Source organism: Actinomadura sp. 7K507 (assembly GCF_004348425.1).
GTDB lineage: Bacteria > Actinomycetota > Actinomycetes > Streptosporangiales > Streptosporangiaceae > Spirillospora.
On the sequence record NZ_SMKK01000076.1, the window covers coordinates 1 to 20,517 of the forward strand.

The window sequence follows — 20,517 nt, forward strand, 5'->3', positions numbered from 1 at the left end:
CATCTGGGGTGGGGGGCCCGTCTGCTCCGTCAGCCGGTCGTACACTTCGCGTTCCATGATGGCGAGCACGCGGGGATGCTCGCTCAGGTAGGTGACGAACTGCTGGGTGGTCATGCGCAGGCCGTGGACGGTGTCCATGGCGACGATGGTCGCCGATCGCCGGCGCAGCAGCAGGGCGGCGCGTTCGCCGATGATGTCGCCGGGGCCGCGGAAGGCGATGATCTGCTCGTGGCCGCCTCGCTCGACCGAGACCCTGATCGAGCCCGAGCAGATCACGACGGCCTGGTCCGCGGCCTGGCCCTCCCACCAGAGCACCGTGCCGACCGGGTAGACGATCTCCTCGGCGGCCGCGAGGAGCGCGGCCTGTTCGGTCTCGGTGAGTGAGCCCCAGAACCCCGGCCTCGGGTGCGGTGGCGTGGGCCGTTCCGTCCAGGCGTACGCGGACTGGCGCGGGCACTCAACGTCCCGGCACTCGGTCCCGGGGAGGTTGTGTTTTCGCAGTGGCTGGACGCCGTCGGAGGGGGCGGTCCAGGACGGGAGGACCGCATGGTCCGGGTCGTGCTGGCGTGTGTACTCGTCCATCAGCACACCCGCCAGACAATCGGCTTGACGGCGGATGGTGGGTTTGCGGGGTGGATGTCAAAGGTCGGGGGAAGGACAAACTTCTGGCTTGACATATCGAGAACCCCATGCCTCGAATCGCGTCTCCGGGACGCGGTCCGCCCGGTTGCCGGGGGTTACCTGGCGTGGGACGGCCACGGGGGCCCGAAGTCGCTTTCACCTATAGCCCGCACCGCGTGATCGCGGTTAGACTGGGTGAGTCCGCAGGGAACGTTTTGGCAGGTCAAACCGGATCTCTCTGCGTTTTCGCAGGGTTCCGGTGAGGATCGGTCAGGTCGTTCTCATGCGGGCCCGGGGAGTCGCTCTCCGCTTTCCATCGATCGTCTTGGCTCGCAACCGGTGATCGACGGGAAGCGGTGGGCGACTCTTTTGTCTTTTCTGGCAGTGCCGAGATGTCGGTTTCTCGTGGCGACCTCCCCGTTCGGTGCGCGTCCGTCCCTTCCGTCCGGCGGCGGGGCGCACTCGGCCCGTTCCGCCGGCGGGGAGTTCTCGGACGGGGGACGCGCGCGTCCCGCCCAAGACCTCACCCTGCGTCAGATCGGTCTTGCCTTGAATCTAGCACTGCGCTTGGTTGCAGTGCGGACCCTGCTGTTTGCTACATAGCACGCTACAACATAGTCTACGGTCATGCAGCAGTCTGGAAGCTCCGGACCAGAGTTTTGGGCGATATGACGGGTCTGGCCCGGGGAGTGCGGGTTGGCGCGGCCAGGGCGTGTGGCGCCTTGACGGGATGTACCGCGCGATATGGCGCACTGCCAGGTTGCATGCAGGCTGGTTACACCGACTACTCAGAGTGAGCGAACTCATGACCAGTGATCAGGGGCCGATCGTCCAGAGCGCCTTGCTGCGCACCGAACTCGTCCGGCTGCGCAAAGAGAAGAAGCTGACGCAGGAGCAGGTGGCGCGGCAGCTTGAGTGGTCCCCATCGAAGCTCATCAGGGTCGAGGGGGGCAAGAACGCCGTCACCCGTACCGATCTGCAGGCCCTCCTCAGGATCTACGAGGTCACCTCGGAAGGGCGCCAGGAGCGGCTGCAGTCGCTGGCCCGCGGCGCGCGAGAGCCGGCCTGGTGGAACGTGTACAAGGACGAGCTCGACCCCCGCTTCCTCAGCTATGTGGGCTACGCGGCCGGTGCGGCCTACATCAGGCAGTTCCATGGAGCGGTCATCCCCGGGCTGATCCAGACACCGGAGTACGCCGAGGTCCTGTCCACTGGCAAGGCGTCGGAGACGGGGAGGGTCCTCGCCGCGAAGCTGCGTATCCAGCGGCAGCAGGAGCTCGCCAGGCGGGAGCACCCGCCACGCCAGCACTACATCGTCGACGAGGCGGTGATCCGCCGCCACGTCGGCATCATGATCGATCCCGCGATCATGCCCAACCAGCTCAACCACATCGCGGACGCTGCCGACGGCAACGACCTGCTGACGGTCAGGATCATCCCGTTCAGCGCGGGCGCGCACATGGGCCTTGAGGGGCCGTTCAGTCTCCTGGAGTTCGACGGCGACTTGGACGACATCCTTTACCTGGAGGGCCGGTCGGGCGCCAGCCTCATGATCACCGGTGAGGACGACAGGATCCTCGAGTACCGGGACACCTTCGAGCTCCTGCTCGAGCAGGCGCTTCCGGGCGACGAGTCGATCGAACTGCTCCGGAAGACCGCCGAGGACCTCATGGCCTGACTCCAGCGCCGCAACTCGACTCGACACCGGAGGTGACAGCCGCATCGGGCACCCACAAGGCGAGTGGCCGTCATAGCACACAGAGTGATCTTGTGTTCCCTTGTAGGCGGGATAACTAGAACCGTTTACACTCGTGATCGGGAAATTATCCACAAGGTCGTGGTTTGTTGTGCCCAGCTTGGTGCTCGCCGGCGGGTGCGCGTGGCCGATCGGTTGGCAAAGACGGCACCCGCCGACAATGGATGGAGGGGTTGCTGGATGCTGGACCGGTCAAGTCGAGGAGTGGCGCTGACCTGGCGTAAGGCCAGTAGAAGCCTGGACAAGAGTGACTGTGTGGAGGTGGCGGCGCTGGGCCCGTCGGTCCTGGTCCGCGATTCGCGCGACAGCGCTCCCAGTGTGCTCGCCCTCGACCCCGCACAGTGGAGTGCCCTGGTGAACGCTATCCAGAACGGGCGGCTGGACGGACGCTGAGTCACGCGACCCACTTATCCCGCCCATCGCAGAAATTGTCGAACCTAACGATGCCCCGAAGCGTTGACTGGTGACTCTTGACAATGCTGCGATCGACGGGATGGTTCGGGAAACCCTGAATGAAACCTGAACCCGGCCTGAATCGCCGACGGGCCTTCACGGGCCTGCACAGGAAGGCGTCGCCGACGCCGGCCGGCCGGGCGGGTCGGCACCGATAGCCCCACGTGCCCTGCGCCCCCGCCGCCCCGCCGCCCGTTCTCGCGGCCGGGGCGGCGGTGCGCTGTCGCGGGCCCCCAGGCAGGCCATAGTCGTTAGGCGTTGAACTACGGGTCGATGGTGTGGCAGCCTGCCGTCACCGGGACCGCCGACGCCGGACGAGGAGTCGCCGTGGCCATCGACGCGTGGCATCGGATCTATGAGTCGCTCGACGACGAGCACGACTACGACATCGAGGAGATCGACGGCAAGCTCCCGGAAGACCTCGCCGGCACGCTCTACCGCAACGGCCCCGGCCGCTGGCAGGTGGGGGAGAGCCTCCTCGACCACATCTTCGACGGCGACGGGATGCTGTCGATGTTCGCGTTCCCCGGCGACGGAACCGTCCGCTACCGCAACCGGTACGTCCGGACGAGGCACTACCGCTACGGGCAGCGCAACGGACGCGCCGGCCTGCGCGGCCTCGGCACCCAGCGTCCCGGCGGCCGCCTCGCCAACATGTTCCGCCCGCCCGCGAACGTCGCCAACACCGGTGTGGTCCTGCACGCCGGGCAGCTGCTGGCGCTCTGGGAGGGCGGACGCCCGTTCCGCCTCGACCCCGACAGCCTGGAGACGCTCGGCGAGCACTCGTTCGGCGGACGGCTGAAGACGGTGTCGGCGTTCTCGGCGCACCCGTCCCGCTGCCCGGAGACGGGTGAGCTGTTCAACTTCGGGATGGACTTCACGCGGGTCCGCAGCCTGCGCTGCTACCGGGTGGACCCCGGCGGCGCGCTGCACCACATGCCGCGCGTCTCACTCCCGTACACCCCGTGGAACCACGACTTCGCGCTCACCCGGAAGCATCTCGTCTTCGTCATCAACCCGGTCATCCCGAAGGCCGCGCCGATCCTGCTGGGGAGCCGGTCGATCGCCGACGGGCTCACCTACGAGCCGCACCGTCCGACGTGCTTCACGCTCGTGCCGCGGGACGGTGGCAAGGCCCGCGTCATCGAGCACGAGGCGCTGCTGGGGTTCCATTTCGTCAACGCGTTCGAGGACGGCGACGACACCGTCATCGAGTTCGTCCGCTTCGCCGACTGGGACCAGGTCGCGACGCGTTTCCGCGACTTCCGCACGAGCGACTTCCCCTGGGGTGACGCGCTGATGCGCTACCGCATCACCGCGTCCGGGAAGATCGAGGGGCATGAGGTGTGCGCGCTGCCGATGGAATTGCCGCACGCGGACGCCCGCCAGGCGGGCCGCCCGCACCGCCACACCTACTTCGCCGGGCGGACGGAGTCGCGCACCGGCATCCACGCGTACGACCACACGAAGGACGTGCGCACCGTCCACGAGCTACCACCGGGCCACGGCTTCGGCGAGCCGGTGTTCGTGCCGCGCGAGCCCGGCGCCGCGGAGGGCGACGGGTGGCTGATGACCCTCGCCTACGACCCGGACGCCCACCGCTCCCGCCTGATCATCCTCGACGCCCGCGACGTCGAGTCCGAGCCCCTGGCCGTCGCGCACCTGCGCCACCACATCCCCATGGGCTTCCACGGCTCCTTCACCGACCGCATCGCCACCCCACCCCGCTAAGGCAGCGCACCACCCGAGCGTTGCCGGGCGTTCAGTAGAGGAACGGGAGGGTCGTTCCTTCGGCGCCGTCGAGGTCGCGGCCGGCGGAGCGGCCCATCAACCAGGCGAGAAGCGACGCCTCGGTGCCGCTGACGACCACCTCTCCGCTGCCGAGTTCCGCGCCCGTGTCGGTGGCGTGCAGGCGCAGCCGTGGCGCGTCGCCACGCTGCTCGAAGGATCGCGCGACGCTCACCAGCGTCCGTGCGGTGAACTCGGGGGGCCAGTCGCCGGGCGTGAAGCCCGCGTCCAGATCGACGTGGTGGACGAGAACCTCGGTGAGGCGGGCGTCGGCGGCGAGGGCCGCGGGATGCCGGACACCGGACGTCCACTGGACGGTCCGTTCCCAGGCGTCGCCGGGCATGAGGGAGTAGGCCTCGGCGAACCGCCGCGCGCTCTCGCCGACATCGGCGAGGAGTGTGGCGGCAGGCCTGCCGGCGCCGTCTTCGATCTCGGCGGCGCGGGCCTTCATGCTCGGGTACTCGTGCGTCTCGATGCCCGTGCGTGCCCAGGTGAGCAGGCGGGTACCGCCGTCGGCGTTCCGTGCGACGTGCGTGAGGACATGGCCGCGCGTCCACCCGGGAAGCAGGGACGGTCCGCGGAGGTCGTCGTCCGTGAGCCGTGCGGTGGTGGTGAGCAGGTCGCCGGTCGCGGACTGGATCGCGGCAAGGGGTTCGACGGAGGTCATTCGAGGGGGCGAGGGGTGATGTCTTCGGGGTGGAGGGTGGTCAGTTGGGTTCTGGTCAGGTGGGTGCCGGTGTTGGCGAGGTGTTCGGTGCGGCGGGCGTGGGCGGTCACGGCGGAGCGGAACAGCTTGTCCACTTCGCGGCCGTTGCCGTCCGTGTACTGGTCGCGGGTCGCTTCGAAGTGCGCGGCCAGGGCCTGGCGGGTCGGGTCCGGGACGAGGTAGTCCGCCGCGCCCGCCTTGCCCAGGAAGATCGCCAGGAGGCCGTCCACGTCGTAGGGGGCGAAGGTCAGGCTCCGGGCGAAGCGGGAGGCCAGGCCCGGGTTCGCGGCCAGGAACCCCGACATCTCGGACGTGTACCCGGCCACGATCACGACGACCTCGTCGCGGTGGTCCTCCATCAGCTTGACGAGCGTGTCGATGGCCTCCCGCCCGAAGTCGTTGCCGGACCCGCCGGAGCGCGACAGCGAGTAGGCCTCGTCGATGAACAGGACGCCGCCGCGTGCGCGGTCGAAGACCTCCGCCGTCTTCTGCGCGGTCTGCCCGATGTACTGGCCGACGAGATCGACCCGCGCGGCCTCGACGACCTGGCCCTGCGCGAGGACGCCGAGGGCCGCGAGCAGTTCGCCGTACAGGCGCGCGACGGTCGTCTTGCCCGTGCCCGGCGGTCCCGCGAAGATCAGGTGGCCGGTGAACGGCTCGGCCTCCAGCCCGGCCTCCCGGCGGCGGCGCGACGACGCCAGCAGGTCGAGGAGGTCGCTGATCTCCTGCTTGACCTCCGCGAGCCCCGTCATCGCGTTGAGCCGGTCGAGGACGGCCGTGACCTGCTCGGGGTCGCGGGCCTTCCCGAACCGTGCGGCGAGGCCCGTGTCGACGTCGAGGTCCTCGGCGACCAGCAGGCTCAGCTCGTCCCCGGACGGCAGTTCGTCCAGGCCGGCGAGGCGCTGCGCCTGGCGCTCCACCGCGGCCTCGAACACGCGGCGTGCCGCCCGCCCGTTGCCGAAGCTCGCGTCGCGCTTCATGGAGGTGAAGTGGGCGAGGATCGCGTCCCGCGCGTCGTCGGAGAGCCGGTAGCCGTCGCTGTCCGCCTGCGATTCGGTGATCTGCAGCAGTTCGGCGGGGCTGTAGTTCTCGAAGTCCACCGTCCGGGAGATCCGCGAGGTCAGGCCCGGGTTGGCGGCGAGGAACTCGCGCATCTCCGCCGAGTATCCCGCCGCGATGATGACGACCTCGTCGCGGTGGTCCTCCATCAGCTTGACGAGCGTGTCGATGGCCTCCTGCCCGAAGTCGGTGCCGGTGGTCTTGCGGGAGAGCGTGTACGCCTCGTCGATGAACAGGACGCCGCCGACGGCCTTCTCGAACGCGCCGGTCGTCTTCAGCGCCGTCCCGCCGACGTTCTCCGACACCAGGTCGCCGCGGCTGACCTCGACGACCTGGCCGGTCTCGACGACGCCGAGTGCCGCGAGGATCCGCCCGTACAGGCGCGCGACGGTCGTCTTGCCCGTCCCGGGCGGCCCGGCGAACACCATGTGCCGGCCGATGGACGGGCCGGGCGGCAGTCCCGCGAGGCGACGCTGCTCGGCCACCTTCTGCAGGTTCGTCAGCTTCCTGATCTCGTGTTTGACCGCGGCCAGGCCGGTCATCGCGTCGAGTTCGGCGAGCAGGTCGTCCGCCGTCGCGACGTCGCCGCCCGGCTCCTGCGGCACCGGCGGGGCGTCGGCGGCGCCCGTCCCCGTGGGAGTCGCGGGCTCCTTCACCTGTTCGGTCGCGGCGGTCCTGGCCTCGTAGTCGAGGACGTCCGGCGCGGCGTTGCGTTCGCTCGTCACCCCGTCCATGTGGACGCGCGCCGAGCCGGACGCGAACACGCCCGCTCCCTCGTTCTCCACCACCGTGCAGCCGCGCAGGTTCAGTTCCGATCCGGGGTCCGCGGCCACTCCGAGCTCCGTGGCGCCGGTGATGGTCGTGCCCTCGATCGTCGCGTGGCCGTCCTTCGAGACGGTGACGCCGACCTTCTTCGCGCCCCGCACCCGCCCGCGGACGAGCGTGGTCCGGCTCTGGCCGCCTGCGAACACCCCGTACAGCGCCGGTTCGAGGATCTCGCAGTCCTCAAAGACGCCGGTGCCCGTGACGATGGAGATCCCGCAGCGGCGCGGTGACTCCGCCCGGAGGCGCCGCGCGGTCAGCGTCCCTCCGGCGGTCACCCACACCGCGTCCTTCTCGGCGTCCGCGATCAGGCAGTCCTCGGCCAGCGCGGTGGCGTTGTCCCGGACGACCAGCGAGCACTCCCGGGACCCGTGTATGGCCGAGTTGCGGATCGCCGCGTCCGCCCGCTCGTCCACCAGCACCCCGGCGGCGCCGGGGCCGGTGATCGTGCACTGCTCGATCAGGGGCTTGGAGCCCTCGGTCACCCAGATCCCGCTGCCGCCCGCGCCGTCGATGCGGCACGACCGGACGGTGACGGCGCAGCCCTTGCGCAGCGCCACCGCGTTGCCGTTCGTCCCCGTGATGTCGGTGGACTCCACGATCCCGGACGCGGCGGAGTAGACGAGCGCGCCGTCCTGGACCTGGCATCCGCTGAGCGCGAGGCGGGCGCCGCCCCAGCCGCGGACCGCGACGGTGTCGGCGCGGCTCACGAACTGGCATTGCTCCGCCCGGACGCTGCCCTCGGACACGTCCAGCGCCGCGCCGTTCTCGCTCCAGTTCCGGACGATGAGGCCCTGCAGCGTCACATGTCCGGTGAGCTGGATCGTGGCGTCGGTGGCGCCGTCGAGCGTGACCGATCCCGGCCCGCCGACCGCCGTCAGCATGAAGTCGCCCGAGCTCTTGAAGCCCGTGTTCGGATACTGTCCGGGCTCGATCAGGATGTGCCGCCCGGCCGGTCCGTGCGGCGGAACCGGTGCCTGCAGCGCGTCCAGGACGGTCCGGTAGGCCCCGGGGGAGGTCTGTGACACGACCAGACGAAACAACGGCCCTCCTCAGGAAATCACCGTTCATGGTGCCATGGGAGGGCGATCCGCCGCGGGTCGCCTTCGGTGTGCGCGTTCGTCGCCGAGGAGCCGGGCCGGCCGTTCTGTCAGCGGACGCCTCGGGGACGGAACTGGATGCTGATGCGGGGGCCGGCTACGCGGGTGCTTTTCGGGATCGCGTGCTCCCAGGTGCGCTGGCAGCTTCCGCCCATCACGATGAGGTCGCCATGTCCTAGTTCGTGGCGTATCGTCCGGCCGCCGCCGCGCGGGCGCAGGAGGAGGCTGCGCGGCGTCCCGATCGACAGGATCGCGACCATCGTGTCCTCCTTGTCCCCGCGCCCGATCCTGTCGCCGTGCCACGCGACGCTGTCGCGGCCGTCCCGGTACAGGCAGAGGCCTGCCGTGCGGAACGGCTCGCCGAGTTCGGCGGCGTAGTGGCGGTCGAGGGCCGCCTTCGCCTCGTCCAGGACGGGATCGGGCAGCGGATCGCCCTCGTCGTAGAACGCCAGCAGGCGCGGCACGTCCACGACGCGGTCGTACATGCGGCGCCTCTCCGCGCGCCACGGGACGGACGCGTGCAGCCGCTCGAACAGCGCGTCGGCCGCCGGGATCCAGCCGGGCAGGACGTCCACCCAGGCGCCCTGGCTCAGCCCCGTCCGCCGCGCCGACCTCAGAGGACGCGGACCGCTCTCGTCCGTGTCGTCCAGCAGCGACCCTTGGAACATGTCCCCACTCTAACGTCCGTAGTCAAACATGTGTTCGATCGGGGTCTCCGGCATCGGGCTCGCCGCCGGATCGCCCGGAACCGGCGCGCGAGAAATATCCGAGAAACCTGGAGGGCGGTGTCGGATCGGGGCAACGGTGTTCGTAGAAGGGGTGAGAGGCCGCCCACGAGGGGCGCCCCGACGGGGCAGGACCCGCTGAGAAGGGAACCGAGATCATGAAACTGACGACCATCACGCACGTCTCCGTCGATGGAGTGATGCAGGGACTCGGCGGGGCGGACGAGGATCGCCGGGACGGTTTCGAGCGCGGCGGATGGGCCCTGCCGCTCTTCAGCGGCGAGGCCGAGGCGTTCCTCGGCGAGTCCTTCCAGCGCGCCGACGCGTTCCTGTTCGGACGGCGGACGTACGAGATCTTCGCCGGCTCGTGGGGGACCGGCTCCTGGGGGGGCGGACGAGGGCGACAACCCGATCTCGGTGGCGTTGAACAGGCGGCCCAAGTACGTGGCGTCGACCACGCTCACCGACCCGCAATGGACGGACACGACCGTCCTGTCCGGGGACGTCGTGGCCGCCGTCCAGGAGCTGAAGGCCAAGCCGGGCGGTGAACTGCAGGTGCACGGCAGCGGCGAACTCGTCCGGTGGCTGCTCGACAACCGTCTCGTCGACGAGATCATCCTGGTCACCTATCCCGTCGTCGTCGGCCAGGGCGCGCGGCTGTTCCCCGACGCCGGGCCGGACACGGCGCTCGACCTGGTCGACTCCCGCGCCTTCCCGAACGGCGTCACGGCCCACGTCTACCGGCCCGGCGGCCGCCCGCAATACGCACCCTCCATGCCGACTCCCAGCACGTGACGCGCGTGACCCACGTGCGTCACGCGCGGACGTTCCAGTGTGCGGGCAGACGTCCGGGACGCGATCACCCGTGCCCCCACGACGAGTGGGCCAGGGTGATCGCCTCCGTGACCAGGCGCTTCGGTGACCCCGACGTCGCCGAGGAGGCGGCGGCCGAGGCGTTCGCGACCGCTGTCGAGCGGTGGCCGGCCGACGGCCTGCCCCCGAACCCCGGCGGCTGGCTGACCACACCGCCAATCGCAAGGCCATCGACCGGATGACCGTGCCCGAGATCGCCCGAGCCTTCCTGGTGAAGGAGGCGACCGTGTCCTCGCCGTCCTGTACCTCGTCTTCAACGAGGGTTCATAGTTGCTGGCGGTTGAGGGTCCATGAGTGTCTGTAGCCGTTCATGTGTGATGTGGGCGTGGAGCCGGTGGAACGAGTGGTGCGCTGGGCTCTGGTCGTTGTGCGGGTGGCGGGATGCGGTGTGGGGGGTGTCGGCGCGGCAGCCGCACGCGCAAGTCGATTGCATGTTCGAGGGTGATGGCTTAAAGTATTCGCCATGTTGCAGTCCGTCATCATCAAAGGCGTGGACGCCGCCGCACACCCCGACGGGGGCGACGCCACCCGCGAGACCGCAGCGCAGACCCCGGCACAGCCCGCAGGGCGGGGCGGCCACCCGCGGCCCCTGCGGCCGATCGATGCGCCGTTCGTCGCGGCCGGCCCGTCCGGGGTGGCGATCCGTACCCGGCTCAAGGGCCTCGCGCTCCAGGACGAGAACGTGTTGCGGGAAGTGGGTGCGCATCTGGGGTCGCTGGCCGGTCGTGACCTCAAGGCCCGCTGCCGGGCCGGGACGGCGCACGACGCCGATGGGTGGGCGGCGCGTAAGCGGGAGTTGACGGGTGGGTCGTCGGCGCGGTGGGCCGGGTCGATCACCAAGGCCACCCACGACCAGTGGGCCCTGGCCCGCCGCAGCCAGCTCGCGCATCTGAACGGCCTGGAGGCCGGGATCTCGGCGATCGAGCGGCGGCTGTCGGTCCCGGTCGGCCAGAAGGGCACACGGCGGGCGGCGGGCGGGTACCGGTCCAGGCGGGAGTGGTTCGCCAAGTCCCGCCGCCTGCACGTCCTCAAAGACCGTCTCACCGCCGTGCGGGCCGATTGGGAGGCCGGGCGGGTGCGGGTGGTGCGTGGCGGCAGGCGGCTGCTGAACAACCGGCATCATCTGGACGCCGCCGGGTTGACCGAGGAGCAGTGGCGGGCCCGGTGGGAGGCCGGTCGGTGGTTCTGCCGGGCCGACGGCGAGAGCGGGAAGCGGTACGGCAACGAGACCATCCGCGTCACCCCGGGCGGTGAAGTGAGCATCAGGCTGCCCGCCCCTTTGGCGCATCTGGCCAACGCGCCGCACCACCGCTACGTCCTGACTTGCCGGGTCGCGTTCGCGCACCGAGGGACCGAGTGGGCCGACCGCATCGAGGCCGATCGGGCGCTGGCCTACCGCATCCACCACGACACCGGCCGGGGCCGCTGGTACCTCACCGCGTCCTGGCAACGCCCCACTATCCCCACGCTGTCACTCGAGGCGGCCCGCGCCCACGGCATCATCGGAGTCGACACCAACGCCGACCACTTCGCCGCCTACCACCTCGACACCTGCGGCAACCCGGTCGGCGACCCGCGCCGGTTCTCCTACGACCTGTCCGGGAGCGCCGGGCACCGGGACGCCCAGGTCCGGCACGCCATCGCCGGGCTGCTGCACTGGGCCGTCACCTGCGGGGTCAAGGCCATCGCGATCGAGGACCTTGACTTCGCCCAAGACAAGACCCGGGAGAAGCACGGCCGCCGCAAACGGTTCCGGCAGCTCATCTCCGGGTTCCCCACCGGAAAACTCAAGGCGCGGCTGACCTCGATGGCCGCCGAGCAGGGGCTGGCGATCGTCGCGGTCGACCCGGCCTACACCTCCCGCTGGGGCGACCAGCACTGGCGCAAACCCCTGTCCACCAGCAAACGTTCAATGACCCGCCATGACGCCGCCTCGGTGGCGATCGGCAGACGCGCCCTCGGACACCCGATCCGGCGACGGACGACACCGCCCCCGCACCACCAGAGCGATGCTGCGGGGCATCGGACCGCCCAGCCCGATCAAAGTGCCCAGGAGCGCGAGGGAACCCGCCCACCCGTCACGGAGCGTGCACACGATGCACGTCGCCGGACGGCGACACAACGAACGCGGGCAACCTGCGCATCCAACACCGTTCGGGATACGCGCAGCTCCGGGAGCCGACACCAGGTGTCACTCCTGGACTGTTTAGGAACGGTTACCTGGCTGTGACTGACGCCGATAGTTGTCCCCTTGATGTTGATAGCTGGCCCGGCGGCTGAGTTGGTGAAAGGGAGGCGGATGCGCGTGGCGGCCAACCCTTAGCCGCTGAGTGGACTTGCTGCATTGCTTGCCACGCTGGGGCTGCTTCCGGTGACCGGTGACCTGGACCGTTCTCAGCCGCCAGGGCACGGAACGACATAGGTGCGCCCGCATCGGGGAAACAGCGGCCCTCGTTGGACGATGCTTGGCCAAGGCTCAGTGGTCGAGGCGGCGCAGCAGGCTGTGGTATTCGTCCCACAGCGGCTGCGGCATGTGGTCGCCGAACTTGTCGAAGAACTCCGGTACGAGGGCGGCCTCCTGCTTCCACACCTCGGTGTCGACCGACAGCAGCGTCTCCAGGTCGGCGGCGTCGATGGTGAGGCCGTCGGTGTCGAGCGCCTCTCGGGTCGGCAGGTGGCCGATCGGGGACTTGGCGGCGTCGGCCTTGCCGTTGAGCCGCTCGACGATCCACTTCAGGGCGCGGCTGTTCTCGCCGAAGCCGGGCCAGATGAACTTGCCGTCGGCGTTCTTGCGGAACCAGTTGACGTAGTAGATGCGCGGGAGCTTCTCGGGGTCGGTGGCCTTGCCGATGTCGAGCCAGTGGGCGAAGTAGTCGCCCATGTTGTAGCCGCAGAACGGCAGCATGGCGAACGGGTCGCGGCGCAGCTCGCCGACGGCGCCCTCGGCGGCGGCGGTCTTCTCGGACGCGACGTTGGCGCCGAGGAACACGCCCTGCTGCCAGTCGAACGACTCGGTGACCAGCGGGACGGCGGACGCGCGCCGGCCGCCGAACAGGATCGCCGAGATCGGGACGCCCTTGGGGTCCTCCCACTCGTCGGCGATGATCGGGCACTGCCCGGCCGGGGTGGTGAAGCGGGCGTTCGGGTGCGCGGCCGGGGTCTGCGAGTCCGGCGTCCAGGCGTTGCCCTTCCAATCGGTGAGGTGCGCTGGCGGCTCGTCGGTGAGGCCCTCCCACCACACGTCGCCGTCGTCGGTCAGCGCGACGTTGGTGAAGATGCTGTTGCCCCACAGCGTCTTCACGGCGTTGGCGTTGGTGCTCGCGCCGGTGCCGGGCGCAACGCCGAAGAACCCGGCCTCCGGGTTGATCGCGTAGAGGCGGCCGTCGTCGCCGAACCGCATCCAGGCGATGTCGTCGCCGATCGTCTCGACCTTCCAGCCCGGGACGGTCGGCTCCAGCATCGCGAGGTTGGTCTTGCCGCACGCCGACGGGAACGCCGCCGCGACGTAGCGGGTCTCACCGGCGGGCGGCGTCAGCTTCAGGATGAGCATGTGCTCGGCCATCCAGCCCTCGTCGCGCGCCATCGTGGACGCGATCCGCAGCGCGTAGCACTTCTTGCCCAGCAGCGCGTTGCCGCCGTACCCGGACCCGTAGGACCAGATCTCCCGGGTCTCGGGGAAGTGGGTGATGTACTTGGTGGAGTTGCACGGCCACTTCACGTCCTTCTGGCCGGGCTCCAGCGGGGCGCCGACGGAGTGGACGGCCTTGACGAAGGTGCGCTGTCGTTCGATTTCGCGTAGGGCGGCGTTGCCCATGCGGGTCATGATGCGCATGGAGGCGGCGACGTAGCCCGAGTCGGTGAGCTGGACACCGAGCTGGGCGATCGCGCTGCCGATCGGTCCCATGGAGAAGGGGACGACGTACAGGACGCGGCCGCGCATGCAGCCGGCGAACAGGTCGGCGAGGGTGCGGCGCATCTCGGCGGGGGCGACCCAGTTGTTGGTGGGGCCGGCGCCGGACTCCTGCTCGGAGCAGATGAACGTGCGGTCCTCCACGCGGGCGACGTCGGTGGGGTCGGAGGCGGCGTGGAAGCTGTTCGGCCGTTTGGCCGGGTCGAGCCGCGTCAGCGTGCCCTGGTCGACCAGGAGGCCCGTCAGCCGCTCCCATTCGGAGTCCGAGCCGTCGCACCACTCGACCCGGTCGGGCTGGGTCAGCTCGGCGATCTCGCGGACCCACTTGACGAGCTCGAAGTTGCTGGTGGGGGCGTGGTCGCGGGAAGGGATCAAATGAGACATGGCTCTCCTCGGGCGTGGCTGGCCGCGGGCTCAGCGCAGGCGAAGCGGTCGACCTGATCGGCTGGCGGCTCACTCCTCACGCACGCTAAGACCCAAGGACTTGCTAATCTTAGCAATTGCCGATGCGGCTACCTTGTTGAGGCGGTGCGGTTGCCCTGGCTGCGCGGCGCGCACGATGCAGCGGCGAGGAGCCGATCCGGCGCGGCCCGGTCGCGGCCCGGTCGCGGCCACCCCGCTCCCTGCCCTGGGCGACGGGCATGGCCGCTACCGGATCCGAACCCGCAGTCGCCCGGAGCCTCATCGTTGAGCGGCGTCATCTCCGGCGCCCGCGATGGGCGGAAGCGATCGCCTCACGCGGCCAAGTACTTCGCCTGGCGCGGGGGCGATGGTGGCTGCTGGCGGAGGAAGGCGCGGATTCGATGTGGCGTCCCGCGACCGGCCTCGCTGTTCGCCGGCGAATGTTGCGGTCTGTTTCGCGTAGCACTCAACTGTCCCATGGCGGCGAGCACCCCCCTTTAGAACAGGTTCTGGTTTTCATTTATGGTCGAGCACATGTACATAGAACTTGTTGCACATGTCGGGTCGGCGATGGGAGCGTCATGGTGAATCCGGTGATCGTGGAGGCGGTGCGCACGCCGCTCGGAAAGCGCAACGGATGGCTCGCGGGCATGAAGCCGATGGCCGTCCTCGCGCACGCGCTGAACGCGCTGGTCGAGCGGTCCGGCATCGACGCCGCCGAGGTGGAGCAGGTCTTCGCCGGCTGCGTCACGCAGGCGGGCGAGCAGGGCGGGCACATCGGCCGCTACTCCTGGCTGTACGCGGGGCTGCCGTGGCAGACCGGCGTCACCACGCTCGACGCGCAGTGCGGCTCCTCCCAGCAGGGCATCCACCTCGCCGCGTCGCAGATCGCGGCGGGCGTGGTGGACGTCGCGATCGGCTGCGGCGTCGAGGTGATGAGCCGCGCCCCGCTCGGCACCAACGTGATGCCCGCCAACCCGCGCCCGGACGACTGGTCGCTGGACATGCCGAACCAGTTCGAGGCCGCCGAGCGGATCGCCGCCCGGCGCGGGATCACCCGCCCCGACCTGGACGCGTTCGGCGCCCGCTCGCAGCAGCTCGCCGCCAAGGCGTGGGCGGACGGCCGCTTCGACCGCGAGGTCGCGCCCGTCGCCGCGCCCGTCCTGGACGCCGAGGGCGACCCGACCGGGGAGACCCGCGAGGTCACCCGCGACCAGGGCCTGCGCGAGACGACCGCCGACGGGCTGGCGAACCTCCGGCCGGTCATGCCGGACGCGCTGCACACCGCGGGCACCTCGTCGCAGATCTCCGACGGCGCCGCCGCGGTGCTGCTGATGTCGGAGGAGAAGGCCAAGGCCCTCGGCCTGCGCCCCCGCGCCCGGATCAGGACCCAGGCCCTCGTCGGCGGCGAGCCGTACTACCACCTCGACGGCCCGGTGCAGGCGACCGAGCGCGTCCTGCAGCGGTCCGGGCTGACGATGAACGACATCGACATCACCGAGATCAACGAGGCGTTCGCCGCCGTGGTGCTGTCGTGGGCGTCGGTGCATGAGCCTGACATGGACACCGTCAACCCCAACGGGGGTGCGATCGCGATCGGCCACCCGGTCGGCGCGACGGGCGCGCGGTTGATCACCACGGCGCTGCACGAGTTGGAACGCCGGGACGCCCAGAGGGCGCTGGTCACGATGTGCTGCGGCGGTGCGCTGTCGACGGCCACCATCCTCGAACGCCTCTGAACCGGGCCCATGTCCTGCCGCCGGTCGTGGTCAGCCTCATCCCCGGGCCCGTCCCGGGCCCGGGCTGGCCGACCGGTGTGCGGCCAGGTCGATCACGGTGAAGGCCGAGCCGGTTCGCGCGTGCCGCAGGAAGCGCGTGCCGCCGCATACCGGGCAGGCGGCCCGTTCGCGCAGGCCGGAAGCCGGGCCCAAGGTGCGGCACCCCAAGCACAGCAGGGGCGCTGCACCGGCAGGGCCGTGAGGCCGGTGGGGCATTCGAGGCATGTTCACCCTCCCAGGCACAGAGACTGGCAACTTGCTAATATTAGCAATTGCTGATGCGGCTAGCGACTGGAGGTGGGTTTCCTGGTGGACATCGCGCCTGCGCGGCTCCGTCATCGGCGGGCGCCGGTGCCCGCTCGCATCTCCTTCACATCAGGTCGCCGACCGCAGAGGCGATGCCCTCCCCGACGTGCCCAGGCCCCCCTCCTGGCGCCCGGGGAGGGTGTTCACCCCGGTGCAGTCCGGGTCCGGTCATCAGGATGTCTGCAGTGCTCGGGTCGAGATCTCAGCCCATGTTCGACGTCGGCAAGGACCCGTGTGGTCCTGCCTCGACCGTGCGGGCGAAGCTCGCCCGGTCCCCGCCTTGCGGCTCTGGTCGTCCCGTGCCGGGTCCACCACTCCGGCTCCTGTGCCCCGAACATCACCGTCGGATGTCGCCAGGAGCGACTCTGGGAGGCAGCTCATCATGTTCAACCGCCCGCCCATCGAGGAACGGATCGCGGCGCGTCAGCGCGAACTCGGCCCGATGAAACCCGGCAAGTACTTCCCGCATGCGCCTGCGAGGTTCTTGTTCTTCTTTGGGATCGGCGTGGTGGTGGTCACCCATGTCATCGCGTTGGCGGCGCTGTGGTGGGTGTGAGCTGGGTGGGTGTGAGCTGGGTGCGTGCGGTGGGGCGGGCGGTTTCGCCCGGCTTGGCGTCGGCGCTCTCGCGGGTCTTGTCCGGGAACTCCTAGCGGCGCCCCGAGGCCCGGTGATACCAGGACGGCGGTGTGCCTGGCGAGTACTCGCCCGCCGGCCTCGACCCGCCACGGGAGCCGGTGGGCTGCCGCGGTGTCCGGCGAGTGATGATCTGTCGGAAAGGACGAGGAGTGACATGGCCGACAACCTGGGCCGCAGCCCGGTCCCGCCCCGCGGTGGCAGCCGCCAGTTCCGCCTCTACACGGCCGATGATCTGGAGGAGTTGGCTGCTCGCGCCGGGTTGTCGGCTGATCAGCGGCTCGCGGCCCGTGCGGTGGCGGCGGTCGTGCCGTTCGCGGTCACCAGCTATGTGGTGGAGCAGTTGATCGAGTGGGAGAAGGGGGCCGAGGATCCCATCTATCGGCTCACGTTCCCCCAGCCGGACATGCTCCCGGCCGAACGGGTATCACAACTGTGTGATCTCCTGGCCCGCCAGGCGCCCGCTGAGCAGGTGGAGAAGGTCGCCGCCGCAGCCCGGCGGGCACTGGCGCCAGAACCTGCCGGGCGCGCCATGCACGCCGAAGCCGGCCGGGAGCAGGTTCCGGCACCGGTGCCGGACCGCGCACCGGTGGCCGACGAGGTCGTCCTGTCGCTGCCCGATCACCAGTACGCGACCGGCACCGGCACCTACGGCACCGATCAGGCGGTCCCGCCGCAGCCCGACGGGCGGCCGCGGTGGGCCGCCACCGGCCCAGGGTTGCGTGAGCTCACCGCCTACGTGCTGGAGCACCCGCGCGTCACCAGCGTCGTGCTCAGCGGCGGGGAGCCGATGGCGGCGGGCGCTCCGGTGCTCGGCCAATGGCTGCGGCCGCTGCTGGCGCTTGAGCAGATCGAGACCATCCAACTCGAAACCGCGGCACTGGCCAGGTGGCCCTACCGATGGATCACCCAGCCGGACGCGGACGCCGACGACACCCTGCGGTTGTTCGAAACCGTGGCCGCCGTGGGCAAGAATCTCGCCGTCATGGCCCGGTTCTGTCATCCGCGGGAGTTGGAGCCCGAGCCGGTTCGCCACGCCGTCCGCCGGATCGCAGACAGCGGGGCGGTGCTGCGCACCAGGGCGCCGCTGCTGGCTTCGGTCAATGACTCGGCGCAGGACTGGACGACGATGTGGCGCCGGCAACTGCGCCTGGGCATGATCCCCTACCTGATGTCGGTCGAGCGTCAGGCCGGCCACACCGAGCGGTTCAGTGTTCCCCTGGGGCACGCGTGTGACCTGTTCCAGGGCAGCTACGCCCGCGTGTCGGGGCTGGCCCGCACCGTTCGCGGTCCCGCGATGACCACCGCAACCGCGATGGTCTGCGTCGACGGGGTCACCGAGATCCGGGGCGAGAAGGTGTTCACCTTGCGCTTCGCTCACGCCGCCGACCCAGACCTGCTCGCTCAGCCGTTCTTCGCCCGTTACGACCCTGACGCCAGGTGGTTGACCGACCTGGCCGCGGTCCCGGGAATGCCCTTTCCTCACCGCGCCTTCGTCCAGGATCGGCACCCGCCATCGCCGTGGCGGCCATGACCCAGCAAGATCAAGGGCCTCAGCACCGCTCACCGCTGCCCCGGCCGGCGGGCGTGCAGGACGCAGACCACCGCTCCGGGGACGCCGGGCCGGGGCGACACCGGGTCATGTCACCCGGCCTGGGCGGCCGATCGCCCGCAGTCGCGTGACTGCGGGCGATCGGGTTCGGCCAATGCGGCCAGCGGGTCCACCCCGCATGGATCAGGGCGGCCGCGGGCCGACCGGCGGCCCAGCCTGTCCGGGCCAAGGCATGGGCAGGAGGCGGGGATGGCCGCCGATCGGCTGCGGCGCGAGCAGCGAACCCGGGCCGGTGCGGCACCACCCACACCACCCCGGACCGACCCGCACCACCACTAACTACATTGGCAATTGCTAATGTTAGCAAGTGGCAGGGGCACGCGCGAAAAGTCGAGCCCGCTGGGGGACGGGGATCCCGTCCTGCACCGTGCCGATCACCCCGGTCGGCATGTGCCGGACGTTCGTCCCGCGGCAGGCGATGGCGCCAGGAAGCGCGCCCTTTCGGGGCTCACGTCGAGGAGGTGATGGCAAGGATGAGGATGCAGTGGCATTTTGAGGACCAGTACTTCGCCGGTGAGGGCGCCATCGGCATCTTGCACCTGCGCGGCTATCTGGGCGAGGAGTCCCTCGACCAGTTCGCCGGAGCGGTCGGATGGGCATTGGTGCGCAGCCGTGGCCCCCTCGTCATCGATCTCACCCACCTGCTCGGCCTGGGCGACAGCGGCCGGGCCGCGCTATGGGACGCCGCCCACCGCATCGGTTCCCTAGGGCGCCCGGTATCGGTCTGCAGATCGCGGGGACTGGAGGACCTGGCCATACCGTGGACCGAAGACTTCCAGGGAATGAACATGATCACGGTGAACGATGACCTCACCGCGGCGCTGGTGGCGGTCACCGCGCTCAACACCCCTGCTGCCATCGTGGTCACGGATCCCGGCCATGACCGCTGATCGAGTGTTCCCGGGGCTCTGGTCGCGGCGGTCCACGCCGGCACTGCTCGGGTTGTGCAAGCGGGACGGCGCGGGTGCCCCGCCCGCAGCCGGGGCGGCGGCACGGGAGGCTCACCGAGGTGCGCGCGGTGCGGCAGCACCGCCGGAGCACTTCACCGAGGCCTTGTCGCACCAGTCTCGGTATCGCGCCCCGGAGGGAGATTGCGCCATTCCATGCCGCCCTGTCCTCGACGACGCCCGCCCCGCCCGGTCCACAGCCGCTTCCACCGAGCGCGGCCGGCTACAGCACCGGGCCGGGGCGGGCGGACTCCGGGGTCGCGGTACCGCTCGGAACCGCCGTCCGGTTGCACCCCGGCAGGCGAGAGAGTCCCGCTCATGACCGGACGGCCGCTCGTCGCCAGCGGTGACATCGTCGCCATCTTGCCCGCCGAGCCCACGGTGCACGCTCGAATACGGCGTGATCCTGGCGGTGCGCCCCCACCGCAATTTTCGTTACTACGACACGGTCAGGTCCTGCAGATCACCAGGAACGGGGATCCGGTGCCTGCAGGCGCGGAGCAGACCATCACCAAACTGTCCAGCTCGGTTTAGGAGCTTCCTAGCAGGGGGTGCGGGTCGCCAGGATGAAGGGCAGGATCAGCTGTTGGGGGAGGACGGGATGGCCGTGATGCCGGATGCGTCGTCGAGCGGCCCGAATCTGGGTGTGGATGTCGAGCAGTCTGGGCCGTGGCTGACGGCTCAGCTGCACGGAGAGCTGGATTGGGCCACCGTGTCGACGTTGCTGGAACGGGTCGGCCCGCTGATCGCGCAGGAGGTGCCGCCGCAGATCGCGCTGGACCTGTCGGGGGTGACCTTCAGCGACTCCTCGGGGATCAATGCGTTCATCCGCTTGTGGAAGCACGCCAGTGCCGCCGGCGGGGAGCTGGTGCTGCTGCGTCCGCGGCCGCGGATGGCGGAGCTGTTGACCCGGACCGGGGTTGATCGTCACATACTCGTCTTGACGATGCTTCCCGTCTGAGCGGGGGTTTCAGATCACCAGGACAGGGGTCGACGCGGCGATGGCGTGTAGCAGCGGGGAGGAC

Annotated in this window: 16 protein-coding genes; 11 read left to right on the forward strand and 5 right to left on the reverse strand. The window is 70.2% G+C overall.

The annotated features are described in order from the left end of the window. The coding region (locus E1285_RS18705; protein WP_132153765.1) for a cyclic nucleotide-binding domain-containing protein at window positions 1-582 on the reverse strand (582 nt) is incomplete at its 3' end. Window positions 583-1,426: 844 nt separating this feature from the next. Between E1285_RS18705 and E1285_RS18710 the strand changes: the two genes are divergently transcribed. From E1285_RS18710 to E1285_RS18720, 3 genes are all read left to right on the forward strand, one after another. Next, window positions 1,427-2,299 carry a helix-turn-helix transcriptional regulator gene (locus tag E1285_RS18710; protein WP_132153767.1) on the forward strand — a complete coding sequence of 291 codons (873 nt, stop codon included), beginning with the start codon at window positions 1,427-1,429 and terminating at the stop codon, window positions 2,297-2,299. A 258-nt stretch (window positions 2,300-2,557) separates the two neighbouring features. Next, entirely contained in the window at window positions 2,558-2,770 is a 213-nt protein-coding gene (locus E1285_RS18715; RefSeq protein WP_132153769.1) for a DUF397 domain-containing protein, read from the forward strand. A 387-nt stretch (window positions 2,771-3,157) separates the two neighbouring features. Next, complete coding sequence (locus E1285_RS18720) at window positions 3,158-4,561, forward strand: carotenoid oxygenase family protein (protein WP_165966666.1); 1,404 nt, start codon at window positions 3,158-3,160, stop codon at window positions 4,559-4,561. A gap of 31 nt (window positions 4,562-4,592) precedes the next feature. Here the strand turns inward: E1285_RS18720 and E1285_RS18725 are convergent, their stop codons facing one another. The 3 genes from E1285_RS18725 to E1285_RS18735 form a co-directional block, all read right to left on the reverse strand. Continuing rightward, complete coding sequence (locus E1285_RS18725) at window positions 4,593-5,285, reverse strand: maleylpyruvate isomerase family mycothiol-dependent enzyme (RefSeq protein WP_132153773.1); 693 nt, start codon at window positions 5,283-5,285, stop codon at window positions 4,593-4,595. Then, window positions 5,282-8,233: an AAA family ATPase gene (locus E1285_RS18730; protein ID WP_243722890.1), complete on the reverse strand. Its 2,952-nt coding sequence runs from the start codon at window positions 8,231-8,233 to the stop codon at window positions 5,282-5,284. The genes E1285_RS18725 and E1285_RS18730 overlap by 4 nt, the downstream gene beginning before the upstream one ends. Before the next feature lie 122 nt (window positions 8,234-8,355). Then, on the reverse strand, window positions 8,356-8,973 hold the full coding sequence (locus tag E1285_RS18735) for an alpha-ketoglutarate-dependent dioxygenase AlkB (RefSeq protein WP_132153777.1): 618 nt from the start codon (window positions 8,971-8,973) through the stop codon (window positions 8,356-8,358). A 474-nt stretch (window positions 8,974-9,447) separates the two neighbouring features. On the opposite strand from E1285_RS18735, the gene E1285_RS47400 reads away from it, so the two are divergent. The 3 genes from E1285_RS47400 to E1285_RS18750 all read left to right on the forward strand — a co-directional run bounded on the left by E1285_RS47400 (window position 9,448) and on the right by E1285_RS18750 (window position 12,133). After that, on the forward strand, window positions 9,448-9,825 hold the full coding sequence (locus tag E1285_RS47400; RefSeq protein ID WP_243722891.1) for a dihydrofolate reductase family protein: 378 nt from the start codon (window positions 9,448-9,450) through the stop codon (window positions 9,823-9,825). 107 nt (window positions 9,826-9,932) lie between these two features. Then, complete coding sequence (locus E1285_RS18745; protein ID WP_207946656.1) at window positions 9,933-10,085, forward strand: hypothetical protein; 153 nt, start codon at window positions 9,933-9,935, stop codon at window positions 10,083-10,085. A 281-nt stretch (window positions 10,086-10,366) separates the two neighbouring features. Beyond that, complete coding sequence (locus tag E1285_RS18750) at window positions 10,367-12,133, forward strand: transposase (RefSeq protein ID WP_207946657.1); 1,767 nt, start codon at window positions 10,367-10,369, stop codon at window positions 12,131-12,133. Window positions 12,134-12,379: 246 nt separating this feature from the next. On the opposite strand, the gene E1285_RS18755 is transcribed toward E1285_RS18750, so the two are convergent. Further along, window positions 12,380-14,197, reverse strand: a complete 1,818-nt coding sequence (locus E1285_RS18755) for a phosphoenolpyruvate carboxykinase (GTP) (protein ID WP_132153779.1) — start codon at window positions 14,195-14,197, stop codon at window positions 12,380-12,382. A gap of 599 nt (window positions 14,198-14,796) precedes the next feature. On the opposite strand from E1285_RS18755, the gene E1285_RS18760 reads away from it, so the two are divergent. From E1285_RS18760 to E1285_RS18775, 5 genes are all read left to right on the forward strand, one after another. Then, the gene (locus tag E1285_RS18760; RefSeq protein ID WP_132153781.1) at window positions 14,797-15,954 is read left to right on the forward strand and encodes a steroid 3-ketoacyl-CoA thiolase; all 1,158 of its coding nucleotides are present in this window, start codon (window positions 14,797-14,799) and stop codon (window positions 15,952-15,954) included. 727 nt (window positions 15,955-16,681) lie between these two features. Next, on the forward strand, window positions 16,682-16,855 hold the full coding sequence (locus E1285_RS45665; protein ID WP_165966667.1) for a hypothetical protein: 174 nt from the start codon (window positions 16,682-16,684) through the stop codon (window positions 16,853-16,855). A 235-nt stretch (window positions 16,856-17,090) separates the two neighbouring features. Continuing rightward, window positions 17,091-18,467 carry a lysine 2,3-aminomutase gene (locus tag E1285_RS18765; RefSeq protein WP_207946658.1) on the forward strand — a complete coding sequence of 459 codons (1,377 nt, stop codon included), beginning with the start codon at window positions 17,091-17,093 and terminating at the stop codon, window positions 18,465-18,467. Between the two features lie 557 nt (window positions 18,468-19,024). After that, window positions 19,025-19,435, forward strand: coding sequence for a hypothetical protein (locus E1285_RS18770; protein WP_132153783.1), 411 nt, complete (start codon window positions 19,025-19,027; stop codon window positions 19,433-19,435). 658 nt (window positions 19,436-20,093) lie between these two features. Next, the gene (locus tag E1285_RS18775; RefSeq protein WP_132153785.1) at window positions 20,094-20,453 is read left to right on the forward strand and encodes an STAS domain-containing protein; all 360 of its coding nucleotides are present in this window, start codon (window positions 20,094-20,096) and stop codon (window positions 20,451-20,453) included. Window positions 20,454-20,517 lie beyond the last annotated feature (64 nt).